Origin of the sequence: Enterococcus sp. AZ196 (assembly GCF_050498845.1) — a bacterium.
Classification (GTDB): domain Bacteria; phylum Bacillota; class Bacilli; order Lactobacillales; family Enterococcaceae; genus Enterococcus_A; species Enterococcus_A murrayae.
In genome coordinates, this window is the sequence record NZ_JBIPAM010000001.1 from 1,880,864 (window position 1) to 1,902,757 (window position 21,894).

Consider the following 21,894-nt stretch of genomic DNA (forward strand, 5'->3'; position numbering starts at 1 on the left):
TTAGCTGCAACAAAGCTTGGCTAAACGTTTAAGAACTGGCAAGCAGCAACGAAAAAATCAGCATATAAGCGTCTCTGCTCACATACCGATTTAATTGTTGCTTTCAATAGATTGCCGTCTTACACCTCTATAATCTTCGGCTGCCGTTTTACATAAGGTAAAAATTTCTGCAGCACATCTTCGGTCTTCAGCTTCAAATAACCGGTTGTCGTGCCATCGCTGCAGCCATAATATTCCTGCTCACAAACCGCCTTATCCAAAACGAGCTGGACCTTATCCGCCTCCTTCAGCAAGCCGCTGAAAATAGTCGCCGCACCGATCTTTGTTCCCAGCATCGAGGCCATCTGCTCTGCCGATGCAAAAGAAACTCGGGCAATCTCTAAGGCTTGGCTGAATTCCTTAGATTTAAAGGGCTTATCACCGCAGGTCACGAATAGATAAAAATTCGTTTTTTGGCGATTACATAAGAATAGTGTCTTCACCATTTCCATATCTAATCGTTCATTGATCTGCTGGCAATCCTCCATCGTAATGACTTCGTCTGTCTCCACTCGTTGAAAAGCCATGTCCAATTCTTGCAGGGTTTGATAAACCTTTTCCTGCAGCGGCGTCTCAAAAGTCGCTGGTATTGTTGTATAAGCGTCACTTACTAAAACCATTTTACTCATTCCTATTCTTCATTTGTCTGTTTGCTGTTGAATAACTATTAGCAGTAATTTATCATAGAATCATAGATTACAAAAACGAATTTTTATCATGTTAAACATGACGAAAACAGATGCAAGGAGCAGCCGTTATGGATATGAACATTCAGAAATACATCGCCTTTGTAAAGACCGTTGAATTAGGCAGCTTTACCAAAGCGGCAAAGATTTTAAATTATTCCCAATCCGGCATCAGCCGAATGATCAATGATCTTGAACAGGAATGGGGAATCACTCTGCTGGAACGAAATCGAGCGGGCCTTCGACTGACCTCTGACGGAATGAATGTTTTGCCCTACGCTAAAGAGCTGGCAGAAAAATACCAAACTCTGCAAAACCAGCTGGCAGAGCTCGGGCATTTAGATACTGGCTTGATTCGTATCGGGACCTTCTCCAGTGTCGCTACTCATTGGCTGCCGGAGGCGATCAAAAGCTTTCAAACAGATTATCCCAAAATTGATTTTGAATTATTGCTGGGCGACTATGAGGAGATCGAGCAATGGATTGTCGATGGCCGCATTGATTTTGGCTTTTCCCGCTTGCCGGCTGCCCATGATTTGGAGGAATCATTTCTGCATGACGATGAACAGCTGGTCGTTTTGCCAAAGGGGCATCCTTTTTTAGCTAAAGAGCACATCAGTGTAACGGACTTAGAGGGACAGCCCTTCATTCTTTTGGAACGCGAAGGCACTTCAGATATTACTGAGCTGCTGGCTGCGGCTCAGGTTCAGCCGCAGATCAAATTTCGGACATGGGATGATTATTCGATTTTAGCGATGGTCGAAAAAGGCTTAGGAATCAGCATTTTGCCAAGCCTGATCCTGCAGCGGATCGCTTATCAGGTCGAAACCCGGCCATTAGCTGCGCCAGTCTATCGGAAAGTTGGCATTCTCTACCGCAACAAATCGCTGCTCTCTTTAGCCAGCCGAGAATTTCTCAAAAATTTTCTTGAATGTTGAACTATTAAGGGCTTATTTTCCGCCTTAATAGTTCAATGAATCACAAAAATTTCAAATTTTGTGGTTTTTCCTTTTTGTTTATTGTTATAATTATAAAAAAAAAGACCCACGGGAGGACTTATGGCACAGATTATTTTTTATGTTTTGATTGGTCTGATGATCTTTCAAGCAATCATGCTTGTACGCGATGTTGTGACCCATCGGGATGATTTAGGACCAGGAAATTGGCTGATCAGCGGGATCATTGGATTTATCGCTGACTTTGCGGACACGATCGGAATTGGGAGTTTTGCACTGACCACGATGATGTTGAACATCACAAAGCAAAACAATGATGACCGAAAATTACCGGGGATTTTAAATGTTGGACATGCGATCCCTGTATTGACTGAAGCTGTGATTTTCGTCACAGTTATCAAAGTAGATGCGCTGACGTTAGTATCCTTGATTTTGGCGGCGATCGTCGGCTCTTGGTTCGGCTCTAAATTCGTGACAAAATTATCGGAAACGGCCGTTCAGAAATGGATCGGCTGGGCGCTCCTGATCACCGCTGTTTTGATGCTGTTGCGTCAAACTGAAGTGATCGCATTATTAGGTAAAGGAAATACTGCAATGGGATTAACTGGTGCGAAACTAGTTGTCGGAATCATCGGTAATTTCTTATTTGGTGCGTTGATGACAGTCGGTGTTGGTTTGTACGCACCTTGTATGGCAATGGTCTACATGCTGGGAATGACACCCCTCGCTGCTTTTCCAATCATGATGTGTTCATGTGCGGGACTTCAACCAGTCGCAAGTATCAACTTTATTCGTGAAAAAGCCTATTCTAGAAAAATTGCGTTAGCGATCACGATCGGTGGTATTCCCGGCGTTATCATCGCTTCTCAATTCTTGATGAACTTAGACATTTCAATGGTCACTTATTTAGTTATTGTCATTATTTTTTATACCGGTATTCAATACATTCTGAAATCACGCAAAACTGCAACAGCGTAATGAATTTTTAGTTACGTTGAAGCATTAAAGAAGGACTCTATACCAGAATTCTGGTACGGAGTCCTTCTTTATTTTTCCATCCTGCCTTCACCCTTATGAAAGGCCTTGACCTTTTCCAAGATGAATAAAACACCCACTAGAACCAAAATGGAGATCGATAGCAGCAGAGAATTGGTTCCATTGCCATGAGCCAATAGCAGCTCCCGCAGGATTGCCGTGATACTGATCAAAATCAAGTAGCGTACCGGAATATGATGCCCTTCCTTGATATAGCGCAGCAGCATCAAAATGACTTCTAACAGAATAAAGAGTGTCGCGATTTCCTCGATCAATAGGGTCAGCTCGGAAACATTGTTTAATGGGATGACATGCAAAACAATATTGAAGATTCCCTCGCCCATAACGATCACTACGACGATTATCAATAAAGCCAATAAAATATCAACGATCGTGCTGATCGCCTTTTCAAATTTTAAAAAGTAATTTTCTTTCATCGCGTCTCCTCCATTCGATTTTTTTCATTTAAATTATAGCAATTCTTCAATCAAATCAGAAAAAATACGCCTAACTCGTGATAAGTCCTGCTTATTTTTTCGTATCGCAGGCGCTGAAATAGCAAAATAAAACAAGCCGCCAAAAACGATTGGCGGCTCTCATGCTATCTATGAATGTAATTTTACTTCTCTGGCTAAAGCTAAACAGCCGATCGTACCAGCGTTGTTACCAAGTGCCGGGGTCACGATATAGTCTTCCAAATCAGGTGTTTTCACATACTCATTGACTAATTCTTTGAAACGGGCGCGAACTTTTTTGACTAAGTGCTCCTGCTGCATCACACCGCCGCCAAAGATGATCACGTCTGGCGAAAACATCAAAGTCGTGTTGTATGCACATTGTGCGATGTAATCCGCCTCGATCTCCCAATATGGGTCGTCCTCGCTCAGGTCTTGCCCTTTGCGGCCTAACCGTTTTTCAATAGCTGGACCTGCTGCCATGCCCTCTAAGCAATGACCGTGGAAGGGACAGCTTCCTTCAAAATCGTCCTTTGGATTACGGCTTACCAGCACGTGACCCATTTCCGGATGGCTGAAGCCTTCAACGAAGTTCCCTTTTTGCAGGGCTCCGCCGCCGATACCTGTACCGATCGTATAGTATACAACGCTGTTGACCCCATCGCCGCGGCCCTTCACGTATTCGCCATAGCAGGCCGCATTTACGTCTGTTGTCCAGGCAATCGGTAAATCAAATTCTTTTTTCAGCGCACCGACAAAGTTATAATTCTGCCACGCTAATTTTGGTGTTGAAGTGATGTAGCCGTAAGTTTTTGAATCGCGATGAATATCGATCGGACCGAATGAACCGACACCGATACTGACTAGCTGATCTGCGTATTTCTTGAAGAATCCGATCACTAAACTCATCGTTTCATCGGGTGTCGTCGTTGGGTAGCTGACCCGATCTAGGATCTCTAGATCATTATTTCCCACTGAGCAAACAAATTTTGTACCGCCGGCTTCGATCCCGCCAAATAATTTTTCCACTAAGCTTCACTCACAATCATTTAGATTTATTCCACATACAGGGTCACGAATTTCGCGTGCCCGATGCTCTCAAGCTCTATTGTATCATTATTTATTGTCAGCGGTTCCTTTGTTTTTTCTTTCAAGTCAACTTTTTCTGCTCGTTTGATTGGGTGATTGAAGGTGATCGCGGCTTGGCCTGCTTCTGCTAATAATCCATTATAAAGACGCAGGATATAGCCTGGGCGATCTTCGGCTTTTTTTATGACACTTAGGGTTAAATTGCCTGTGATTTCTAAAAGGCTGAAATTTGCAGGCAAGGTTTGCGCGACATCACCCAAAGTGAAAATCAACCGAGAATTCAAAAACTCCGCATATTGATAGACTTCGATCGGGGTTACTGCCTGTTTCGCCAGCTGGGCCACATTTGCTTGATCAAAGCCTGCTGCAACATAAGCCACCGAAAAATCAAAGCTCATAGTCTTATGACATTGCGCATCCGGGGTCGCAATCACCGTTTCACCGGAAGCCCGGCCTGGACGGTACATCAGATTTTCTTTCCCCATAAAGCCATAGGTTCGGAAGATCGTTAGGCGAATCGTATCGAATTCTTCGCCAATGATTTCATACTCCCTCACACCCTTTGGCATGACCGCAACACCATGTGCTTCATCGAATAAACCGACAAATGATTGACATGTCTCGATCGCAATCGGCTGTTCGTTCCATTGCTCTTTGTTGGCTTCCCAAAGTGCCATTTCCTTTTCAAAGATCACTGGGCGCTGCAGCGTACCGAATTGCTGATCAGCGATCGAGAATTTCGAAGCGATCCCGGTATCAAATAGCACACACACACGATGACTATCGACTGCTTGATTTTCAACGGTCAGTTTGAAATCAATGATCGACGAGTTTTTCTTTAAGGCGAGTTCAAAAACGAGCGGCATATCCACAGAAACCTTTTTCTCCGCACGTTCAGTTAAATTTTTAGGAACCGTTAGTAAAAATTCTAGCTTTACGGAATGATAGATATCTGACTGCCGAATCGTGATTGTTGGTTCTGCATCCGCCGATGAAACCACAAAATCCTTAACAGGCGGCGAATAGTTGAAGGAGTCGCCATCATCGCCATTTTCTTCAATGATTCCTTGGTTCTTATAGAGAACCTCATTGGCTTTGTCCAAAATATCCAATGAGCCGTTTTTATTCATAGTGATACGATAATACTCATTTTCGATGGTTTTCTTTGAAAGATCTTGTAATGGTGCACTGCTGTCACCTTTGAGATCGAGCGTTAATTGCGTATAGCCGACACTTGGTACTTCGCTGGCTTCAATCGCGATTCTGGCTTTATAAACCTTTTCCGGCAGATAGATTTCCTTGACCGAATTCAGCACGTTGCCTTGATTCAAGACATACTCTGTTTGATCGATCAGCTCTAAAATCGTGTACGGCAGAGAATTCCTCGCTTGGTCAAGGAGCGCGAATTCTTTTTGCGGTAAATAGACTTCTGCTTCGATCACGCCTTCACGCGCGGTGTCATAAGTATTGAACAGCGTAAGCGTGATTTCCTGCGCTTGCGGATTATTGATTGCCGTCGCGATTTGACGCAGGGTCAGCTCCACTAAGTTCATAGAAATATCTCGTGCTTGCTTGTAGCGCATATAGACATCTTCGTTGGTCGTATCAGATACACAGGAGCCGATCGAATCATGGGCAGCATTTTCAAACATCAGCTTCCAAATTTCCTTGACCGTTTCTACTGGATACTCGAAGCCTAATTGCAGCGCCATCGTCAAAACAGGTTCCATCACATTCACCAGATAGTGCTGGATCTGAGTATTCATCGCCTTCAAATCAGGGCGGGAAGAGAAGATTGTCTTGTGGATACGCATCAATTTGCCATTGATCAATTCACCGGCGATTTCCTCCAGCTCAGGCTGACGAGCTTTCACTGCTTCGATATAGTTTTCGATCGTCGAAAATTGCAGTTCGTATTCATCTTGATAAAGCTGATTCATCTGATCGACCAGCTCTGGCAGGTTTTCTCTTACCGGCGCTTGGTCAAAGCCGTTCGGAAAGTAGACCTGATCCGTTGCACTGCGTCCCCAAGTCGTCTTAAAGGGTTCTTGGTGTAAGAACTCCGCTAAATCTGCTTCCCGTTCTGGGATCGCACCGCCAATGTAATAGCCGCTAGGAATTTGATAAACATTGACTACTGAACCATCCTCCCCGCGCCATTTATACTCCGTATGTGCCACATCATCATCACTCACACCACGCCAAAACATTGTGTCGCTGATACCGAACTCGCGATAAATCTGCGGCATACTAGCGGCTTGGCCAAAGGAATCCGGCACATAGCCGACATTCATATAATCGCCGAATTCTTCACAGATTTTCATCCCGTACAGCATATTGCGGACGATGCTTTCGCCTGAAATCACCAGCTGATCGGTTTGGGTATACCATGGTCCGATGATCAGCTTACCCTGCTTGACCAGTTTTTCGATCCTTGTTTTATCCTGCGGACGCCATTTCAGATAGTCATCCAGCAAAGATGCTTGGCCATCTAAAATGAAGCTCTCGTATGGATTCTCTTTTTCCAGCTGCTCCAAAACCTTTTTCAGATCGTGCATCAAATACACCTTTGAACGACTGGTGGTAAAATACCATTCCCGATCCCAATGACTGTGAGGTACGACGTGTACTGTTTTTTTCATACAAAAATCCCTCTCGTTTATTAAAATAATAAGAAAGGCTTCACGAACTCGTTCAGCTTTTCACCCGTTCTACTTCACGCTTTAGCGTGATTAGCGGAATGGTATGCATAACAACAGTCAGAAGCATTTTTCGCGATTTTTGAAAAATGATTTCCTACATTGGAGTTAGCTGAGCAACAAAATTTTCGCTTGTTGCCGAAAAAGCTAGTTCGTGAAACCGGACATCAAAACACTCATAATAATTATTTAACTTGTAAAGAATGTAGTTTCTCTATAGGGCACTCAACGTTTTTCACCGTCAGTGCCTATTCATTTTTTTCTTATCTGGTTTAGCAAAATTTTGGCTTAGTTTTCAAAGCTGATATCGATATCGTCTAATTCGATCTCTTCTGCTTTTTCTTCCTGTTTGTTGAAATTAACGAATAGTGGCGCAACAAATCCAATAAAGGCAGCCCCAATGAATAGCCCTAGCAAGTAAGCCCAGCCGTTCCCGACTGTAAAGAAGCCGTAGATTCCACCAACCGGCGGCATTTTTGCGTACATGCCAAATGCGATCCCTAGTCCAGAAGCAATCGCGCCTCCTAACATATTGATAGGAACTAATTTTAATGGATTAACCAGTGTGAAGGGAATGGCCCCTTCTGTAATCCCGATGAATCCCATGACAAAGTTGTTACGTCCTGCGTCTAGCAATTCCTTGTTGAAGCGTTTTTTATGGAAAACTGTCGCTAAGGCATACCCAAATGGAACTGCACAAATCGCTACGTTTACAATAATTGCTGGTAAATAGACGCCTTCTGCCAACAGCACATTTCCAGCCATCCATGCAGCTTTATTGACTGGTCCGCCTAAGTCAGAACCGATCATTGCCCCCATAATCATCGCAAGCAAGATCTTATTCACATCATTTTCGATCATGTTGCGGATCCAATCGACAAGACTAGTATTGATCCATGCCAGCGGTTCGGATAATAGTGCGCCCATTACGATCGCCACTGATAATGTGGCAATCAACGGCAGGATCACTAGCGGCATAACACCTGAGAAGGATTCCGGTAATTTGATCTTTTCTTTCGACCATTTTACTAAGTAACCAGCTAAAAATCCGGCAATTACAGCACCTAAGAAGCCGGCGTTTGTGCTCGTCGCAACCGCACCGCCGATAAACCCAGCGCCTAGCGCGGCTTTGTCTCCAATAGAATAAGCAATAAATCCAGCTAATACAGTATTGATCAAGCCGATCCCGGTCCAACCAACCTGTTCGATCAGATAAAGTGCGTGCTTGAAGCCCTCAGCTTCTGCATAGGGATCTAAACTCGTTATCCCCATGCCCAACGCGATCATTTTCGGGATCGCAACGACTAGAGACGCTCCAATAATCAACGGCAGTACAAAACTGATTCCACTCATCAGGTGGCCTTTTAAATCTGCTAGAACTTTCTTCATTATCCTTGCCCCTTTTCTTTAATTTGCCTGTCTTTGTTGAACAGCAGCGATACATTTTTTCAAAACAGCTTCTGGTGCTTTGATGCAGGTGTTGATATTCACTCGAAGCTGCGGTTTCCCCTCAAAACGTTCCAAACCGACGACCTTTTGATCTGTCGCCAACAGTAAAAAATCTGCCTCTTTTGCTTCTGCTGCGGTGATCTCATTGACTTGTCCCAATGACCCCTGCTGTTCGATTTTGACATCATAGCCCAATTTGGCCCCTGCTTTTTCTAAAGCTTTTGCTGCCATCGGTGTGTGTGCCAAGCCTGCCGGACATGCGGAAATTCCTACGATTTTCATATGATCCTCTCTCCAATCATTTCTTTTTTGATCAATTCGACTAATTTTGTTTTATCTTCTGATTGCTGAATCTGCTGAATGAACGTTGCTTCTAGCAAAGCCGTTGCTAAACGACTCAGCATTTCCAGATGGACTGTTCCTTCATCTTCTTTCGGAACCATCAAGGCAAAAACATTTTTTACCGCAGAATCATCGAAGGTCTCCCATTCAACTTCATGCTGTAAGCGGATGAATAATACTGCCGGTTCTAATACAGCCGTGGATTTTGCATGCGGAATCGCGAAGCCGTCTTGCAGTCCGGTAGAATATTCTGCTTCCCGTTCATTGAACGCTGCACAGGTTTCAGCCGCGTTCGCGACATACCCCGATTCATAAGCATACTTCGCAATGACTTCAAATAATTCTTCTTTCGAGGCGACCGCCACATCTAAAAGGATATTGTTTTCTTTAAAGTCCATATCGGAAGCTCCTTTCTTGTCATTTGAGTACCCATTCAGGATGACGAATGGGGTTGTGTTTCTCTTTACACGTTTACTTTACGATCCTCTGTCCTTCATGTAAACACTTCCAATTTCCAACTAATTTGGCAATCATTAGTAAAGCGTTTTCCAAAAGGATTGCCAACTATTTTGGAAAATTGCAGTACGGCGGAACGATTTCAATCTTTTCTTCTATATTGTATGATTGGGTTAAGTACCGGAGGTGAACCAAGGTGTCGAAGCTTGCTTATCAACGATTAGATGACCTATTAGAATTATTAGCCAAACAAACTGCACCGCTGCCGATGAAGGAGTTAGCCAAGAGCTTTTCGATTTCCGAGCGAACCGTGCGGACAGATATTGCCAATCTCAATGATCTATTAAGCAATGTTGGTGCCGCGATCACTCTTGTTCGAGGACAAGGATATTTGCTGACGGTTCATTCTAAGGAACAGTTCAACGATTGGTGGACAGAAAGTATGTCTTCCGCGGATTCCTTTTTAACCACCAGTGAAGAACGACAGGCCTATTTGCTCTTTCTTCTATTTAAAAATGAAAACCCTTTATCCTTGGATGACTTTTTGGATCAGCTGTTCATTAGTAAGAATACCTTTTATTCCTACTTGAAAACTGCCCGCGACAACTTGTTGACCTATCAATTAAAAATCGTCAATCGTCCGAACATTGGTTTTGAGATTTTAGGAAATGAATTTGCGAAACGGCAGGCAATCAGTGATTTGCTGATCGAAAAAGATTTGCAGGAGTACCTCATCGGCTTCACAGAGATGGAATTGGCTCTCTTTGATAATATCGACCTGGAGCTCTTACAAAAGTTGGAGTTGGATTCTCTTGCACCTTTGGAGTTATTGGATTCTGATTATTACCATAAAAATATCCTTTCTCACTTTGCGTTGGCGCTCAGCCGCTTTTTAGCGGGCCATGAAATGTCTGAGTTTCCTCTACGTGTGCCAAGCCTAAAGCAGCACGCTCAAAAGGCACTGCGTCATTTTATAGCTGAGCTTGACCAAGCGTTTGATGTCCAGTTAACAAATGAAGAAAAGGAATACTTTACCTATTATTTAGCTCTGAATGCGCCGCGGTTAGTTGAGACCGAAGCGACCAGTCATTCTTCCACCGAGACAGCCCAATCGATCGTCGCTGAGCTGCTTCAGGCCATCAAGGGGACATCGAATTTTGACTGGCTCGAAGATAAGATGCTGGTGGAGGACCTGACTTCTCATATCGAAGGCTTTATCAATATGAATTTAATGGAAGCACGACGCAGCAATCCTTTGCTGGCTACCATCAAAAAGTCCTTTCCGCAGGCTTATGATCTATGCCTGACTCATTTAGAAATATTGGGCAAAAAACACGGATTGTATTTCTCACAGGATGAAGTCGGCTATATCGCCCTCCATATCGCAGGTGCAATGGAAAGGAACTCCAGCAGCAATCATCGGAAATATCGAGTGATCCTTGTTTGCGGAACCGGCCGTGCCATGAGCCGCATCATTGAGGCCAAGATTAATAAGTACTATCAAGAAACCATCGAGGTAGTGGATCGTCTTTCCTATGTAGAGCTGCAGCAGTGTGATCTAGCAGCTGTTGATTTTGTCATCACGACAGTGCCGCTGGAGCAATTGAGTATTCCTCACATTTACATTAATATGGCAAAATTAGATAAAGAAATCGTTAAAATCGAACCCTTTATAGAAAATTTTAAAGGAGCGAAAAGCGAGATCTATTCTTTATTTCATAAAGAGTTTTATCTTCATGAGGACAGTGAAAGCAAAGAGCAGCTGCTCAAAAAAATAACTCAGCATTTGGTTCAAAAAAATTTCGTTCCAGAGGATTTTCATGACAGCATTATGAAACGAGAAGCGATCAATCAAACGAATATCAATGAATGGCTGGCGATCCCTCACCCTATGTCCTTATCAGCTAAACGTTCCGCTGTATCTGTAGCCGTCATTCCTAATGGCGTGGATTGGGGCAGCGGCGATCTGGTAAAATTCGTCTTTCTATTTGCCATCAGTAAAGAGGATTACGAAGACACTGAAGAAATTTACAGCCTGCTCTTGGAATTAATGGAACGAGAAGATATTCAACAGGCGATCCTGCAGCAAAGCGACTATCAAAGCTTTTTAACCCATATCAAGCAATTATAAAAGGAGCTGGGAAAATTCCCAACTCCTCGATTTTAAAAGGATAAAACTGCTTTTGATATTTGAAATAGCCGGACCTGCTGGTTAGAATAAGGCTACGTATAAAATCCCTGTTTTCCCAGCTTTTCTAAAGGAGGAACTTCTTATGAAGAAAGCATTGCTGATTGTCCACCACTATAAACCGGAAAAGGATAAGCTTTGGGGCTCTCTTGCAACGGATTACGCCACTTCCGATATGATCAAAAATATCGCGGACTTATTTCCGGATCATGACTGGCGCCCTGCTACGATAGCCGAAGCTAGGCAGATACTGCGGAAGTTTGATATTGATAGACTGCTTTTAGTTCCAATGCTGAAGGAGTATGCTGAAGAGCTGGATGCCTACCCAGATGTCCATGTTGACTGCCTGACTCCTGATATCTACGGCAAAATAAGCAAGCCGCCTTTTGCCTTCCTTAGAAAAGAGTATTTAAATTGATACGTCTTATTATGATTCTAAAAACGCTAAATAAAGCAATCAGTCTGAAAAGATTGATTGCTTTATTTGTTATACTAGCCGATCAACATCATACTCAAAGCCGTTCTGGTCGCTGAGCCGTTTATAAAACTCTCCGCTTTTCTTGATTGTCCGCTTTTGTGTCGGCAGGTCAAGTGAAACTAGGCCGTAGCGATTCTTATACGCGTTGATCCATGACCAACAATCAATGAAGGTCCACAGATGATAGCCCTTGATATTACAGCCATCATTGATTGCTTTCCAAAGATACGCTAAATGATCTTGAATATACTCGATGCGGTAATCATCGATCACCTGCCCCGTCTCATCCATGAAGCGCTCTTCATTTGCCACACCCATTCCATTCTCCGAGATGAAGGATTCGATATTTCCATAATTTTCTTTAATATCCATACACAGATCGTGAATGCCCTTTTCATAGATTTCCCAGCCGCGGTATTCATTCATCCGACGACCCGACATCACATGATTTTCGAAGAACCAGTCAGGTAAAAATGGCCCTTCTGGATTAATAGCTGTTAAGCGGGCTTTTACACGGCGCGGTTCATAATAGTTCAACCCTAAGATTTGAGCGGTATTCTCTTTGATACAAGCCAAGTCTGCTTCTGTATAATCCGCTGGCAGCTGGTCATGATCCCGTAAAAGTGCCACCAGCTTTTCTGGATACTCCCCTTTAACCATCGGATCGAGAAAGCTCCGCACATAAAATAGATCCGCAATCTCTGCCGCCTTCACATCGGCAGGATTCTGGCTTCGCGGGAATGTTGGACTCAAATTTAAAATGACCCCGATTTTACTGTCTAACTGATGCTTTTTGTGTGCCGCGATCGCCTTGGCGTGAGCCAAGATAGTAAAATGAGCAGCCTGTGCTCCGCGTTTAAAATCAATGATATTAGGATAATGGAAGTCTTCTAAATAGGAACCCAAGATCGGCCCTAACGGTTCATTAAAGGTGAACCAATGATACACCAGATCACCAAACGCTTTAAAACAAGTATCGGCAAAGTGCACATACGCCTCCACGACTTCTCTTGATTCCCAGCCGCCCTTATCCTGTAAGACTGCAGGCATATCAAAATGATACAGGTTTGCGAATACCTTAATACCGTTTTCGTTCATCTCGGTAAATAGCTCACGATAAAATGCGATCGCCTTTGGATTGGCTTCACCTATACCATCTGCTGGAAACATCCGTGCCCAAGAGATCGAGACCCGAAATGAATTATGCCCCGTTTGTTTCATCAGCTGTACATCCTCTTTATACCGATGGATATGATCGGTCGTCGTCTCTGAACTGATGCCTTGATAAAAACGATAGGGCTGCTCTTTATACCAACGCTCCCACACAGTCTCTGCTTTTCCTGTTTCACCGCGACCTTCTGCTTGTTCCGCTGACCAAGCAGAGCCCCACCAAAAATCCTTTGGAAATGTTAATTGTTGTTTATTCATTGTATCCTCCTTTATCTTGAGTGGATTCATTTTTCTAAAAAGTTGACGCTTTCTTGAATGCCATTTCATCATACCATCGCTCTTCGAAAAATGGAATAGTTTTTATTTTAAAAATATATATCTTTAAAACTTATTTATTCTTTTACCGGGAAAAGCATTGCTAAAACATGGGAAAAGTATATAATTATTTATATCTTTAATTGCTTGTTCAAGGAGGTAGCGATGAGAAAGAATGCCAAATATATGGAAGTCTATTTAGACGTAAAAAGAAAAGTGGAGGATGGTACTTATGCCATCGGAGAAAAGTTGCCGACCGGTCCTGAACTGGCGAAACAGTATAACACTAGTAAGCTAACTGTTAAAAAAGGGTTGGATATGCTCGTTTCTGAAGGGGTTCTTCATAGCCGGAGCGGCTTTGGTACAGAGGTTTTACGAAAGCCTATCGATAATTCAAAAGTATTCGGTCCTAGCGAAGGCTTAATGAGTGTAGTTGGTGAGGACCACGTTGATTCTGAGATCCATACATTTTCGATTGAACTGCCTTCAAAAAAAGTGGCTGAGAAATTGCAGCTGGATGAGAAGGAATACGTCTACAATATCGTCCGCAGCCGTTTTGTTGATCAGCAGCCGTACTCATTGGAACAGACTTTTATGCCCCTATCCATTATCCCTGGATTGGAACCAAAGCATCTAAAAAAATCCGTTTATTCCTATATTCGCGAGGAGCTGCACTTAGAGATCAACGCCTCTCATGTTTGGATGAAAGGAGTGCTGGCAACGGAGTTTGATGCCAAAATCCTAGGAATAGATATCGGAGATTTTATGATCGAGATTGAAAAGAGTGTCTCGCTTGCAAACGGCACACCTTTTGAATACTCCATCACGCGACATCTGTATCAAGACTTTATTTTTGAAGCTGTGTTTGTTGAGAATTAAGCACTAGAGCTGGAAAATTCAGCTCTTTTTTTATTGCCCATTGAACAAAGATATATATTTTTTAAAAAAGGTATTTACTTTTTACAGAATCCGTTTTATTATGTAACCAAGGAAAGTGCTTACAAGCAATAATCTATTTAGGAGACCATTTTAGCTTTTCACAGAATACGGAAGGAACACCCAAAAAGTATTTAATACAAGAAAAGGAGAAGATACTTTAGTTTGAATGGCAGCTAATTGGAAAATGAGCACATTAAATGGAAAAAGGAGAATCTAACCGTGGAGAAAACAAATAAAAAGGAACAGCTCTTTGAACGTTTTGGTATTATCGCGATGAAGCTAGGCAATCAAATCCATATGCGGACACTGCGTGATGCATTTGCTACTTTCATGCCCTTTATGATGCTGGCCGGATTCGTTACTCTGATTAACTACGTTATCCTCGAACCGACTGGGTTCATGGGAAAAATCATTGATCCTGCCACTTTGATGAAGGTCCAAGAAATCGGGATGTCGATCGCCAACGGCACGTTGAGTATCACCACACTGCTAGTCGTTGCTGCAGTTTCTTATCATATGTGTGTCAGCAGAAATTATACAAATCATATCGCAGCAGTTTTAGTGTCGATCTCAACATTCATCGTTTTGACACCGATGAAAACAATGTTCACACCCGAAAATGCAAAGAAAGCCATCGAGGTCACAGGCGTTATACCTGGCTCACATACTGGTGCTTCTGGCATGTTCGTCGGCATTTTTGTTGGTCTCTTGGCCACTGAACTATTTATCAAATTATCGACCAATGAAAAATTACAGATCAAGTTATCGGGAAATATCCCGCCGGCTGTGTTGAAATCATTCAACGTATTGATCCCAATCATGATCACCGTCACAGTATTTGCGATTCTTTCATTTGGTGTAAACCAGCTCTTCAACATGGATGTGAATGGTCTGATCACTAAAGCGATCACAGGCCCATTGAGCCACATCACTACTGGCTTGCCTGGCTTCGTCTTGATCACTTCGATCGCGAACCTGTTCTTTGGCTTCGGTATCCACCAAGCGGTTATCTCTGGTTCACTGCTTGACCCATTCCTGTTGCAAAATATGCAGGAAAATATGGCGGCGTATGCCAACCATGAACAAATTCCTCACATTATCAATATGGCCTTTAAGGATACATTCGCTGTAATGGGCGGCTCGGGAAATACGATCGCTTTATTAATTGCAATCTTCATTTTTAGCCGTCGAAAAGATTACAAGGATTTCGCTAAATTGTCCGTCACTCCAGCCCTATTTAATATCAGTGAACCGATCATCTTTGGTCTGCCGATCGTGTTTAATCTAAGCTTGATCATTCCCTTTGTCCTAGCTCCGATCTTCTCATTGGTTACGGCTTATTTTGCAACAGCCGCAGGATTGATCAATCATGTCGTTGTTCAAATACCTTGGACCACGCCACCGGTCATCTCAGGATTCTTAGCAACCGGAGGCGATTGGCGCGCAGCAGTACTGCAAATTATTATCATCGCAGTAAGTGTGTTTATCTATCTGCCTTTCCTACGCATTGATGAACACGTAACAGCTAAAATGGCTCAAACCGAAACGGATGCTAAAACGATCAGCTAATAAACAAAAAGGCAGGCAAAACTGATGAAGAATCAGTTTTGCCTGCCTCTTGTTTTATTCTTCTAGTATTTTAGGTTTAATACGCACCAGAAACAGAGCCGCTTGAATGATCATAGTTAGTATTCGCAAATGATGGTCTGCCGCTCTTCGTCACATCTTTGCCGTCTCTCAAAACCTTTAAATTACGAATTTTGACTGGTGTATTGGTCGTATCATGTAAGATATAGGCCCCACCGCCTGCTGTCAAGCTCGTTTTGTACTGACCGACTAGCGTATTGTTAACGAATGTTTGCATATAACCTGAAGCGAAATACTTCACTCGCAGGTGAACTGTTTGACCATTAGCAATTCGTGGCGCATTGGTGTTGACTGAATAGTATTGCTGGCCATACACACCCGCGTTAGCCGGGAAGTTGATATTGGTCGTGTTGATTCTTCCTTGGGCAAAATTAGCATCCGAGCCTGCTTGATAGTGCAGCCCTACCCCAACTTGACCGCAGGCTTTGCCATTTCCCGCCACAACAAACTGCATTTCATAGTCGCTCTTATTTCCAGTCATTGTAACATTTGCTGAAAAATCGATTGTTGCATTCCCACTTAAATTGGCTTGATCAAAAGGTTTATTTGAATACAATAAACGATATGAACCAGAAACACCCTGCTCAACACCGCCAAGTCCAGTGATATTTACATCCACTTTTCTTGGAGCGACTCCGGAGCCGGAGTTATTATTTCCTGCCTGACTTGAGGTAGAATAGAAGCCCACTCCTTCATAACGCCAGCCGACTTTTACTAAATGATTTTTTTCACTAGCATGCAATGTGTAATGATGGGTTCCGGTCTTTGCATTAGGATTGTATAAGCGATAAACCGGAACGGAGCCTCCAGACTGCCATGCGACACCTTCATAACGCCAACCAACTTTTACTAAGTGGTTCTTCTCATTTGCATTAACAGTATAATGGTGATCACCGCCATTATTTGGATTATACAAACGATAAACAGCCGCTCCTTTCGCAGGTGTTTCCCAGGCGGTTCCTTCATTTCGCCAGCCAACCTTTACCAAATGATTACGTTCATTTGTATTTGCTGTGTAATGATGCTCACCTGAGTTGGGATTATAAACTCTTAACAAAGTAGCAGCTGCAACATCCTCAGCATGGACAAATAGCGCGCATCCCAGCAGTAAAGCGACTGCGACAAAAACACTTGATAAATACTTTTTCATTCTCATTTCCTCCTAAATCCTTATTCGATCAGCCCAGTATACTTTTTTTGATTTCCGACAATCCGCATGTTCCTTGTTCGTCTCAACTTAACAACCCGTTCATTTTAATTAAATATATTTATAATAGTTTGGCGTTCCAACTATTTGTTAAATCCTTAATATTAAGATTAGCGCTTTCATTAATAATGATTATACACATTTTTCAAGACCTATTCTAGCTATAGACGTTACCGACGAAAAAGGCAGACATAGTCAAAAATGAGTCGGAAGTCTGATATCAGGGAAAAATAAAGACTGTTATACTTTAGAAAAGAGCACGAGGAGAAAAACAAATGACGAGGTTGGATAAAACGATGACTATTGGCAGAAAATTCTTTTGGATTTTATTCTTTTTAGCATTTGCGATAACAGCAGTTACAAATTTGGCTATTGATCAGCAATTTACTTGGTTTCGAATTGTCGGGAGCAGTTTGATTTTTGGAGGTACCTTACTAGATGCACTGCTTTTTAGTAAGAATGCCCGCGTGATTCATTCTGTTTCGGTCTTTACATTTTTGATTGTCCCTTACTTTATGGTACTTGAGCGAACGATCAATGATTACTTTGTAGATGCACCTGTTTACTGGTTACTGCCGATTGGTCTGCCAATCGCGCTGACGTGGATCGCCTACTTTTGGATCAATATCGGGATTCGAAAACTTTTACATTGGAACATGGGCTCATGCTTAGGTGTCGCTTCGCTAACAGCAATTCCAGCAGTCCTTATAACCAACATTGTCACTAATCAAACAGGTGTATTCGATGTGCTTGAGATGAGCTTTATTACAATCGTCACTCTCTTGGCTTGTGGCGGATTGGGACTGATTACCGGACTCTTTATGCGTAAACGAAATCACTAAAAAAAGGGCGGCCAGCTGTTGATTTGGTGGGCACCCCGTCAATAGGACAATGAAATATTTAAAGAGTTTATGAGCTGCTTTTCGGTTAGCGAAAGGCAGCTTTTTTCTATTTGAAGAAGCGTCTAAACAATCATTAAGCTGCTTCGTAGTATTGGTTGTGGTATTCCATCGGTGTTAAGATGTGCAGTTTTCGTTGATAGCGACCATTGTTATAGTAGTCGATATAAGAATCGATCATTGTCATCAATTCGTCGCGACTGATAAATTTTCTGCCGTAATACTGTTCGCGTTTGAGAATCCCCCAAAAGCCTTCCATTGGTCCGTTATCAATACATTTTCCTACTCGAGACATGCTTTGCGTCATTTCTGCTTTAACGATTTTCTTGTAAAAATTCACATGGGTATATTGAAAGCCGCGATCACTATGAAAGAGCGGATGAGCGTCTGGTTCAAGGGCAACTGCTTGATCGAAGGTATCAAAAACAAGGTTCAAGTCATTCGTATCCCGAATCACGTAAGAGACGATACGACGATCATACAAATCTAAAATGGCGCTTAGATAAAGTTTCTTCACTTCAGGTCCCACATAATATTTGAACTCCGTGACATCGGTCAGCCATTTTTGATTCGGCGCTTCAGCAGTAAACTTCCGATCTAGGATATTCTCGGCAACATGATAGGGTTGGTTCGCACGTTTCGTGATACTGTTGGCTGAATGTTTAATCGTTGACTGAATGCCTTCGTGTCGGCAGATCCGCAAGACGCGTTTGTCATTTACATGGATATCATGTTCTCGATTCAGTGTATTATTTATACTGCGATAGCCTTTTTCTGGATGGTCGTCATGAATCGTTCGGATTACTTTGGCTAATTCCATATTTTCCACTGTTCGTTCGCTATACGGATGTTTGATCCAACGAAGATAAGCAGAACGGGTAACCTGTAAAAGTTTACACATTGGGAGAATGGCATAGCCTTTTTCCTCGTGAAGCTCTTTGATTGCTTCGTAAGACACGATTTTTCGGACTTGTCCTAGTGATCCCTCCTTTCTAATTCCCTGACTTTTTTTAATAAATCAATCTCCATCTGTTGGTCCTTTACTTGTTCTTCCAGTTGGGCGATTTTGATCTGCGCTTCTTCTTCAGGCGTTCGGCTAACTTGCTTGGCTTTGCGTCGCCCTCGCCGATCTTCTAAACCAGCTTTGCCTTTTTCTTCATATCGTTTGACCCATTGGTATAAATTGGCATAGTTCACTTGGTACTTAACAGCTGTCCCGCTATAATCATACTCATTGGCAATACAATAGAGGACCATTTCGATTCGTTCATCTAGACTGAATTTTTTTGTTTGTCTCACTTTACTTCCACCACTTTCTGATTTGAAGTCTCCATGAGTATTATATATCCTAATCCAGTCTCGAAGTTGCCTTTCACTTCTTAAACCATATTTTTGAGCAACTTGATCAAGGCCTCTGTTACCATCTAAGTAATCCCGAACAGCTGTCAATTTTAGATCTTTAGAATAATGCTTATTTTTCTTGGTAGCGAGCAATCCAGTTGGTCCTTCATTTTCATAGAGAATACACCACCTGCGAATCGTTCTAATGCTTACTTGAGCTTTCTGAGCAGCTTGGCTTCTACTAATCTCTCCATTTAAACACTGTTCAACAATAGCCACTCGTTCTACTGGAGTCCCTGACATCTTTCTTTTTCCCATACTAAAAACCCCTAACTAAGATTTAATTGTTTCTTTGTCCTAGTTAGGGGTAGCATATCAATTAAGCTGGCCGCCTTTTTAGTCCTTATTTAGCTTTTATCGGAAAATAAATATCCACTTCATTTTCAGCTGCGGGGACCTCACTTGGGTTCGTCAAATAGATTTCAAAAACAGCATCAGTGATTTCATGCTCGTTGTCATCGATCCATTTCGCGGCTTCCGCATAAGCAGCAGGCAGCCCTTGATAGTTTCCGTGAAAATGATATTTCACACAGCGCTCCGCATGTAGCTGGCGTGTTCGTAACTCTTCCTCCAAAATCGGGATCGCAATCTCAACATCATAATTTTCAGGCGTATATTCAGGACTGTGATACAAAGTCAATGGTGCATAGGCAGGTGTGGCCTTTTCTTCGTTTACTTTTTGATAGACGGCTGCCATTAATTGATCAAAGTCTTTGATATTCAGCGTTTTTCTGACTGAGATGATATTCCATACAACATTTTCAACGATTTCGATTGGCGGCTCTTGATTAAACATAAAACTTCCTCCTTCAGCTAAAGCTGCGATGTCTGTTTCAATAGCTGTCTGAATGGAGTGGTAAGTCGTTATTTTTTGCTGGATTTCTTGACGCTTTTCAGTCATTCGTTCAAGCAGATACAAGTCGTCCTCTAAAGCCAAACGAATCTCAGCTAAACGAAACTCGTATTGCTTCAGCTTTTGAATTTTAAAAGCGGTCAATAACTGAGTGCTCGTGTAATAACGATACCCGTTATTGGGATCCACGGCTTCTGGTTTCAGCAAATCAATCTCATCATAATAACGCAGTGTTTTCGGCGTAATATGACTCGCTCGAGAAAACTGACTGATACTTAGCATTTCATTCCCCCCATTCTTCTATTGAACAGCTTTAGTTTAAGGGTTCCAGCAGCTGGAAAGTCAAGCTGTCTACTAAAGGTAATCGTGTTTGATTTCTTCTGCGGCCCTCTTTGCCCCATTTACCGCCTTCATCAGCACTTTCATTTCTTGTGCTTTTTCTCTGATTTTTTGGGAACGAACTTTTCTAATGCATTCCTCCAGTTGAGGAGCAATCTTCTTTGGGCTCAAAGCAACAGCATTGCCAAAGGTTTCACAGTAGGCGACATTGACTTCCTGTTCATATTGCAGCCCGATCCCAATAAATGGTCTGCCGGAGGAACAGGCGGTTTGGACGGTTCCCTCACCGCCGTGAATCACAGAAAAATCCACCAGCTCAGAAACCTCCAAAGCCGGCAGCCAATCAAATACATGAATATTGCTTGCCACGGCAGTATCTTGTACGTAATTTCTGATGGGGGCGATCACTTCGATATCTGTCTGCTCAAAGTACTTCAGCACCGTTTCAATCAATGAACGATTGCCGGAGCTTCCCATGGCAAAATAAACGACTGCTTTTTTTCTTTCACGCGCACGTTTGACCACTTGTAGAACTTCAGCCGGAATTTCATACGGCAAACGAGCAAAAATCGGACCAACCGATCGATAGTTGCCTGGAAACTCCAGCTCCTCAGTAAAGGCCGGATGAGTGGTTATCAAATTCAAGTCACCGTCCAGCAGATCTAATGTGTATTTAGGTAATGCCAGTTGGTAGCTGCGAGCCGCCTTCTTGAAGGCTCCTGGTTTCCACGTTAGATGTTTCGATACCTTGATGAACGCCTTCCAAAGTGCAGCCGCCGGCAGATAGCTTTTATCCAGCTGACTTGGACGCACACATACCGCTTCATTATTGAAATACGGCCGTGACATCGCGATTGGTTTGACATAAACCAAAGGAATCTCAGCAATGCGGGCAGATAAAAAAATCGTCACATTACTGCCAGTCACGATCACACTGGGTGCCAGCTCCTTGATCACTGTCAGTTCACTCGCGATACGTTCAGCCACTAGCTCAGAGGTAAAGGGATTTTTCAAGCTCTTCCCTTGATCAAACTTCATGATTGCTGCTTCTTGCTGCACGGTTAGCTTAGGACTCAGTAAAGAAACTGCGAAGCGCTCTTCTTTGATTAGTTCAAGATACGTTTCGGAAAATCCGCAGAAAACACAATGGTAGTCCTGCCGTAAAACCTTGGCGATTTCAATCATACGTGTCGTTTCCGCTAAATTAAAGGTTGCTGGCGCAAAAAGAATTGTCTTCATCAAAACGCCTCGT

The 21,894-nt window shown here is 42.8% G+C and carries 20 protein-coding genes; 7 read left to right on the plus strand and 13 right to left on the minus strand.

Features of this window, described 5'->3' with window-relative positions; translation table 11 throughout:
- Nucleotides 1–119: 119 nt before the first annotated feature.
- Entirely contained in the window at nt 120–659 is a 540-nt protein-coding gene (locus IGI67_RS09175; RefSeq protein ID WP_429958624.1) for a prolyl-tRNA synthetase associated domain-containing protein, read from the minus strand.
- A 137-nt stretch (nt 660–796) separates the two neighbouring features.
- On the opposite strand from IGI67_RS09175, the gene IGI67_RS09180 reads away from it, so the two are divergent.
- Nucleotides 797–1,663, plus strand: a complete 867-nt coding sequence (locus tag IGI67_RS09180; RefSeq protein ID WP_429957494.1) for a LysR family transcriptional regulator — start codon at nt 797–799, stop codon at nt 1,661–1,663.
- 120 nt (nt 1,664–1,783) lie between these two features.
- Nucleotides 1,784–2,659 (plus strand): sulfite exporter TauE/SafE family protein, encoded by an 876-nt coding sequence (locus IGI67_RS09185; RefSeq protein ID WP_207109169.1) that lies wholly within the window; start codon nt 1,784–1,786, stop codon nt 2,657–2,659.
- A gap of 68 nt (nt 2,660–2,727) precedes the next feature.
- Here IGI67_RS09185 and IGI67_RS09190 read toward each other — a convergent pair whose 3' ends face one another.
- From IGI67_RS09190 to IGI67_RS09215, 6 genes are all read right to left on the minus strand, one after another.
- Nucleotides 2,728–3,153 (minus strand): phosphate-starvation-inducible PsiE family protein, encoded by a 426-nt coding sequence (locus IGI67_RS09190; RefSeq protein WP_207109168.1) that lies wholly within the window; start codon nt 3,151–3,153, stop codon nt 2,728–2,730.
- Nucleotides 3,154–3,321: 168 nt separating this feature from the next.
- Nucleotides 3,322–4,200: a fructokinase ScrK gene (gene scrK, locus IGI67_RS09195; RefSeq protein WP_429957495.1), complete on the minus strand. Its 879-nt coding sequence runs from the start codon at nt 4,198–4,200 to the stop codon at nt 3,322–3,324.
- 26 nt (nt 4,201–4,226) lie between these two features.
- Nucleotides 4,227–6,902 carry a mannosylglycerate hydrolase gene (mngB, locus tag IGI67_RS09200; RefSeq protein ID WP_429957496.1) on the minus strand — a complete coding sequence of 892 codons (2,676 nt, stop codon included), beginning with the start codon at nt 6,900–6,902 and terminating at the stop codon, nt 4,227–4,229.
- A 345-nt stretch (nt 6,903–7,247) separates the two neighbouring features.
- Nucleotides 7,248–8,348, minus strand: coding sequence for a PTS fructose transporter subunit IIC (locus tag IGI67_RS09205; protein WP_207109165.1), 1,101 nt, complete (start codon nt 8,346–8,348; stop codon nt 7,248–7,250).
- Nucleotides 8,349–8,366: 18 nt separating this feature from the next.
- Nucleotides 8,367–8,690 (minus strand): PTS fructose transporter subunit IIB, encoded by a 324-nt coding sequence (locus IGI67_RS09210; RefSeq protein ID WP_010746876.1) that lies wholly within the window; start codon nt 8,688–8,690, stop codon nt 8,367–8,369.
- A complete protein-coding gene (locus IGI67_RS09215; RefSeq protein ID WP_429957497.1) occupies nt 8,687–9,148 on the minus strand; it encodes a PTS sugar transporter subunit IIA in 462 nt (153 codons plus the stop codon). Before IGI67_RS09215 ends, IGI67_RS09210 begins: the two co-directional genes overlap by 4 nt.
- A 254-nt stretch (nt 9,149–9,402) precedes the next feature.
- Here IGI67_RS09215 and IGI67_RS09220 point away from each other — a divergent pair, with 254 nt between their 5' ends.
- Both IGI67_RS09220 and IGI67_RS09225 read left to right on the plus strand, forming a co-directional pair.
- Complete coding sequence (locus IGI67_RS09220; protein WP_429957498.1) at nt 9,403–11,337, plus strand: BglG family transcription antiterminator; 1,935 nt, start codon at nt 9,403–9,405, stop codon at nt 11,335–11,337.
- Between the two features lie 142 nt (nt 11,338–11,479).
- Complete coding sequence (locus IGI67_RS09225) at nt 11,480–11,812, plus strand: hypothetical protein (RefSeq protein ID WP_429957499.1); 333 nt, start codon at nt 11,480–11,482, stop codon at nt 11,810–11,812.
- A 69-nt stretch (nt 11,813–11,881) separates the two neighbouring features.
- On the opposite strand, the gene IGI67_RS09230 is transcribed toward IGI67_RS09225, so the two are convergent.
- Nucleotides 11,882–13,300, minus strand: a complete 1,419-nt coding sequence (locus IGI67_RS09230; protein WP_429957500.1) for a glycoside hydrolase family 1 protein — start codon at nt 13,298–13,300, stop codon at nt 11,882–11,884.
- 222 nt (nt 13,301–13,522) lie between these two features.
- Here IGI67_RS09230 and IGI67_RS09235 point away from each other — a divergent pair, with 222 nt between their 5' ends.
- Both IGI67_RS09235 and IGI67_RS09240 read left to right on the plus strand, forming a co-directional pair.
- The gene (locus IGI67_RS09235; protein WP_207109160.1) at nt 13,523–14,236 is read left to right on the plus strand and encodes a GntR family transcriptional regulator; all 714 of its coding nucleotides are present in this window, start codon (nt 13,523–13,525) and stop codon (nt 14,234–14,236) included.
- A 333-nt stretch (nt 14,237–14,569) separates the two neighbouring features.
- Nucleotides 14,570–15,865: a PTS sugar transporter subunit IIC gene (locus IGI67_RS09240; RefSeq protein ID WP_242550370.1), complete on the plus strand. Its 1,296-nt coding sequence runs from the start codon at nt 14,570–14,572 to the stop codon at nt 15,863–15,865.
- A gap of 76 nt (nt 15,866–15,941) precedes the next feature.
- On the opposite strand, the gene IGI67_RS09245 is transcribed toward IGI67_RS09240, so the two are convergent.
- A complete protein-coding gene (locus IGI67_RS09245) occupies nt 15,942–17,093 on the minus strand; it encodes a hypothetical protein (protein ID WP_207109158.1) in 1,152 nt (383 codons plus the stop codon).
- A gap of 332 nt (nt 17,094–17,425) precedes the next feature.
- Here IGI67_RS09245 and IGI67_RS09250 point away from each other — a divergent pair, with 332 nt between their 5' ends.
- The gene (locus IGI67_RS09250) at nt 17,426–17,992 is read left to right on the plus strand and encodes a hypothetical protein (protein WP_429957501.1); all 567 of its coding nucleotides are present in this window, start codon (nt 17,426–17,428) and stop codon (nt 17,990–17,992) included.
- A gap of 133 nt (nt 17,993–18,125) precedes the next feature.
- Here the strand turns inward: IGI67_RS09250 and IGI67_RS09255 are convergent, their stop codons facing one another.
- The 4 genes from IGI67_RS09255 to IGI67_RS09270 all read right to left on the minus strand — a co-directional run bounded on the left by IGI67_RS09255 (nt 18,126) and on the right by IGI67_RS09270 (nt 21,881).
- Entirely contained in the window at nt 18,126–19,007 is an 882-nt protein-coding gene (locus tag IGI67_RS09255) for an IS3 family transposase (protein ID WP_429956747.1), read from the minus strand.
- A 17-nt stretch (nt 19,008–19,024) separates the two neighbouring features.
- Nucleotides 19,025–19,708 carry a transposase gene (locus tag IGI67_RS09260; protein ID WP_429956748.1) on the minus strand — a complete coding sequence of 228 codons (684 nt, stop codon included), beginning with the start codon at nt 19,706–19,708 and terminating at the stop codon, nt 19,025–19,027.
- A gap of 85 nt (nt 19,709–19,793) precedes the next feature.
- The gene (locus tag IGI67_RS09265) at nt 19,794–20,585 is read right to left on the minus strand and encodes a MerR family transcriptional regulator (protein WP_429957502.1); all 792 of its coding nucleotides are present in this window, start codon (nt 20,583–20,585) and stop codon (nt 19,794–19,796) included.
- Nucleotides 20,586–20,657: 72 nt separating this feature from the next.
- A complete protein-coding gene (locus tag IGI67_RS09270; protein ID WP_429957503.1) occupies nt 20,658–21,881 on the minus strand; it encodes a glycosyltransferase in 1,224 nt (407 codons plus the stop codon).
- Nucleotides 21,882–21,894: the final 13 nt, after the last annotated feature.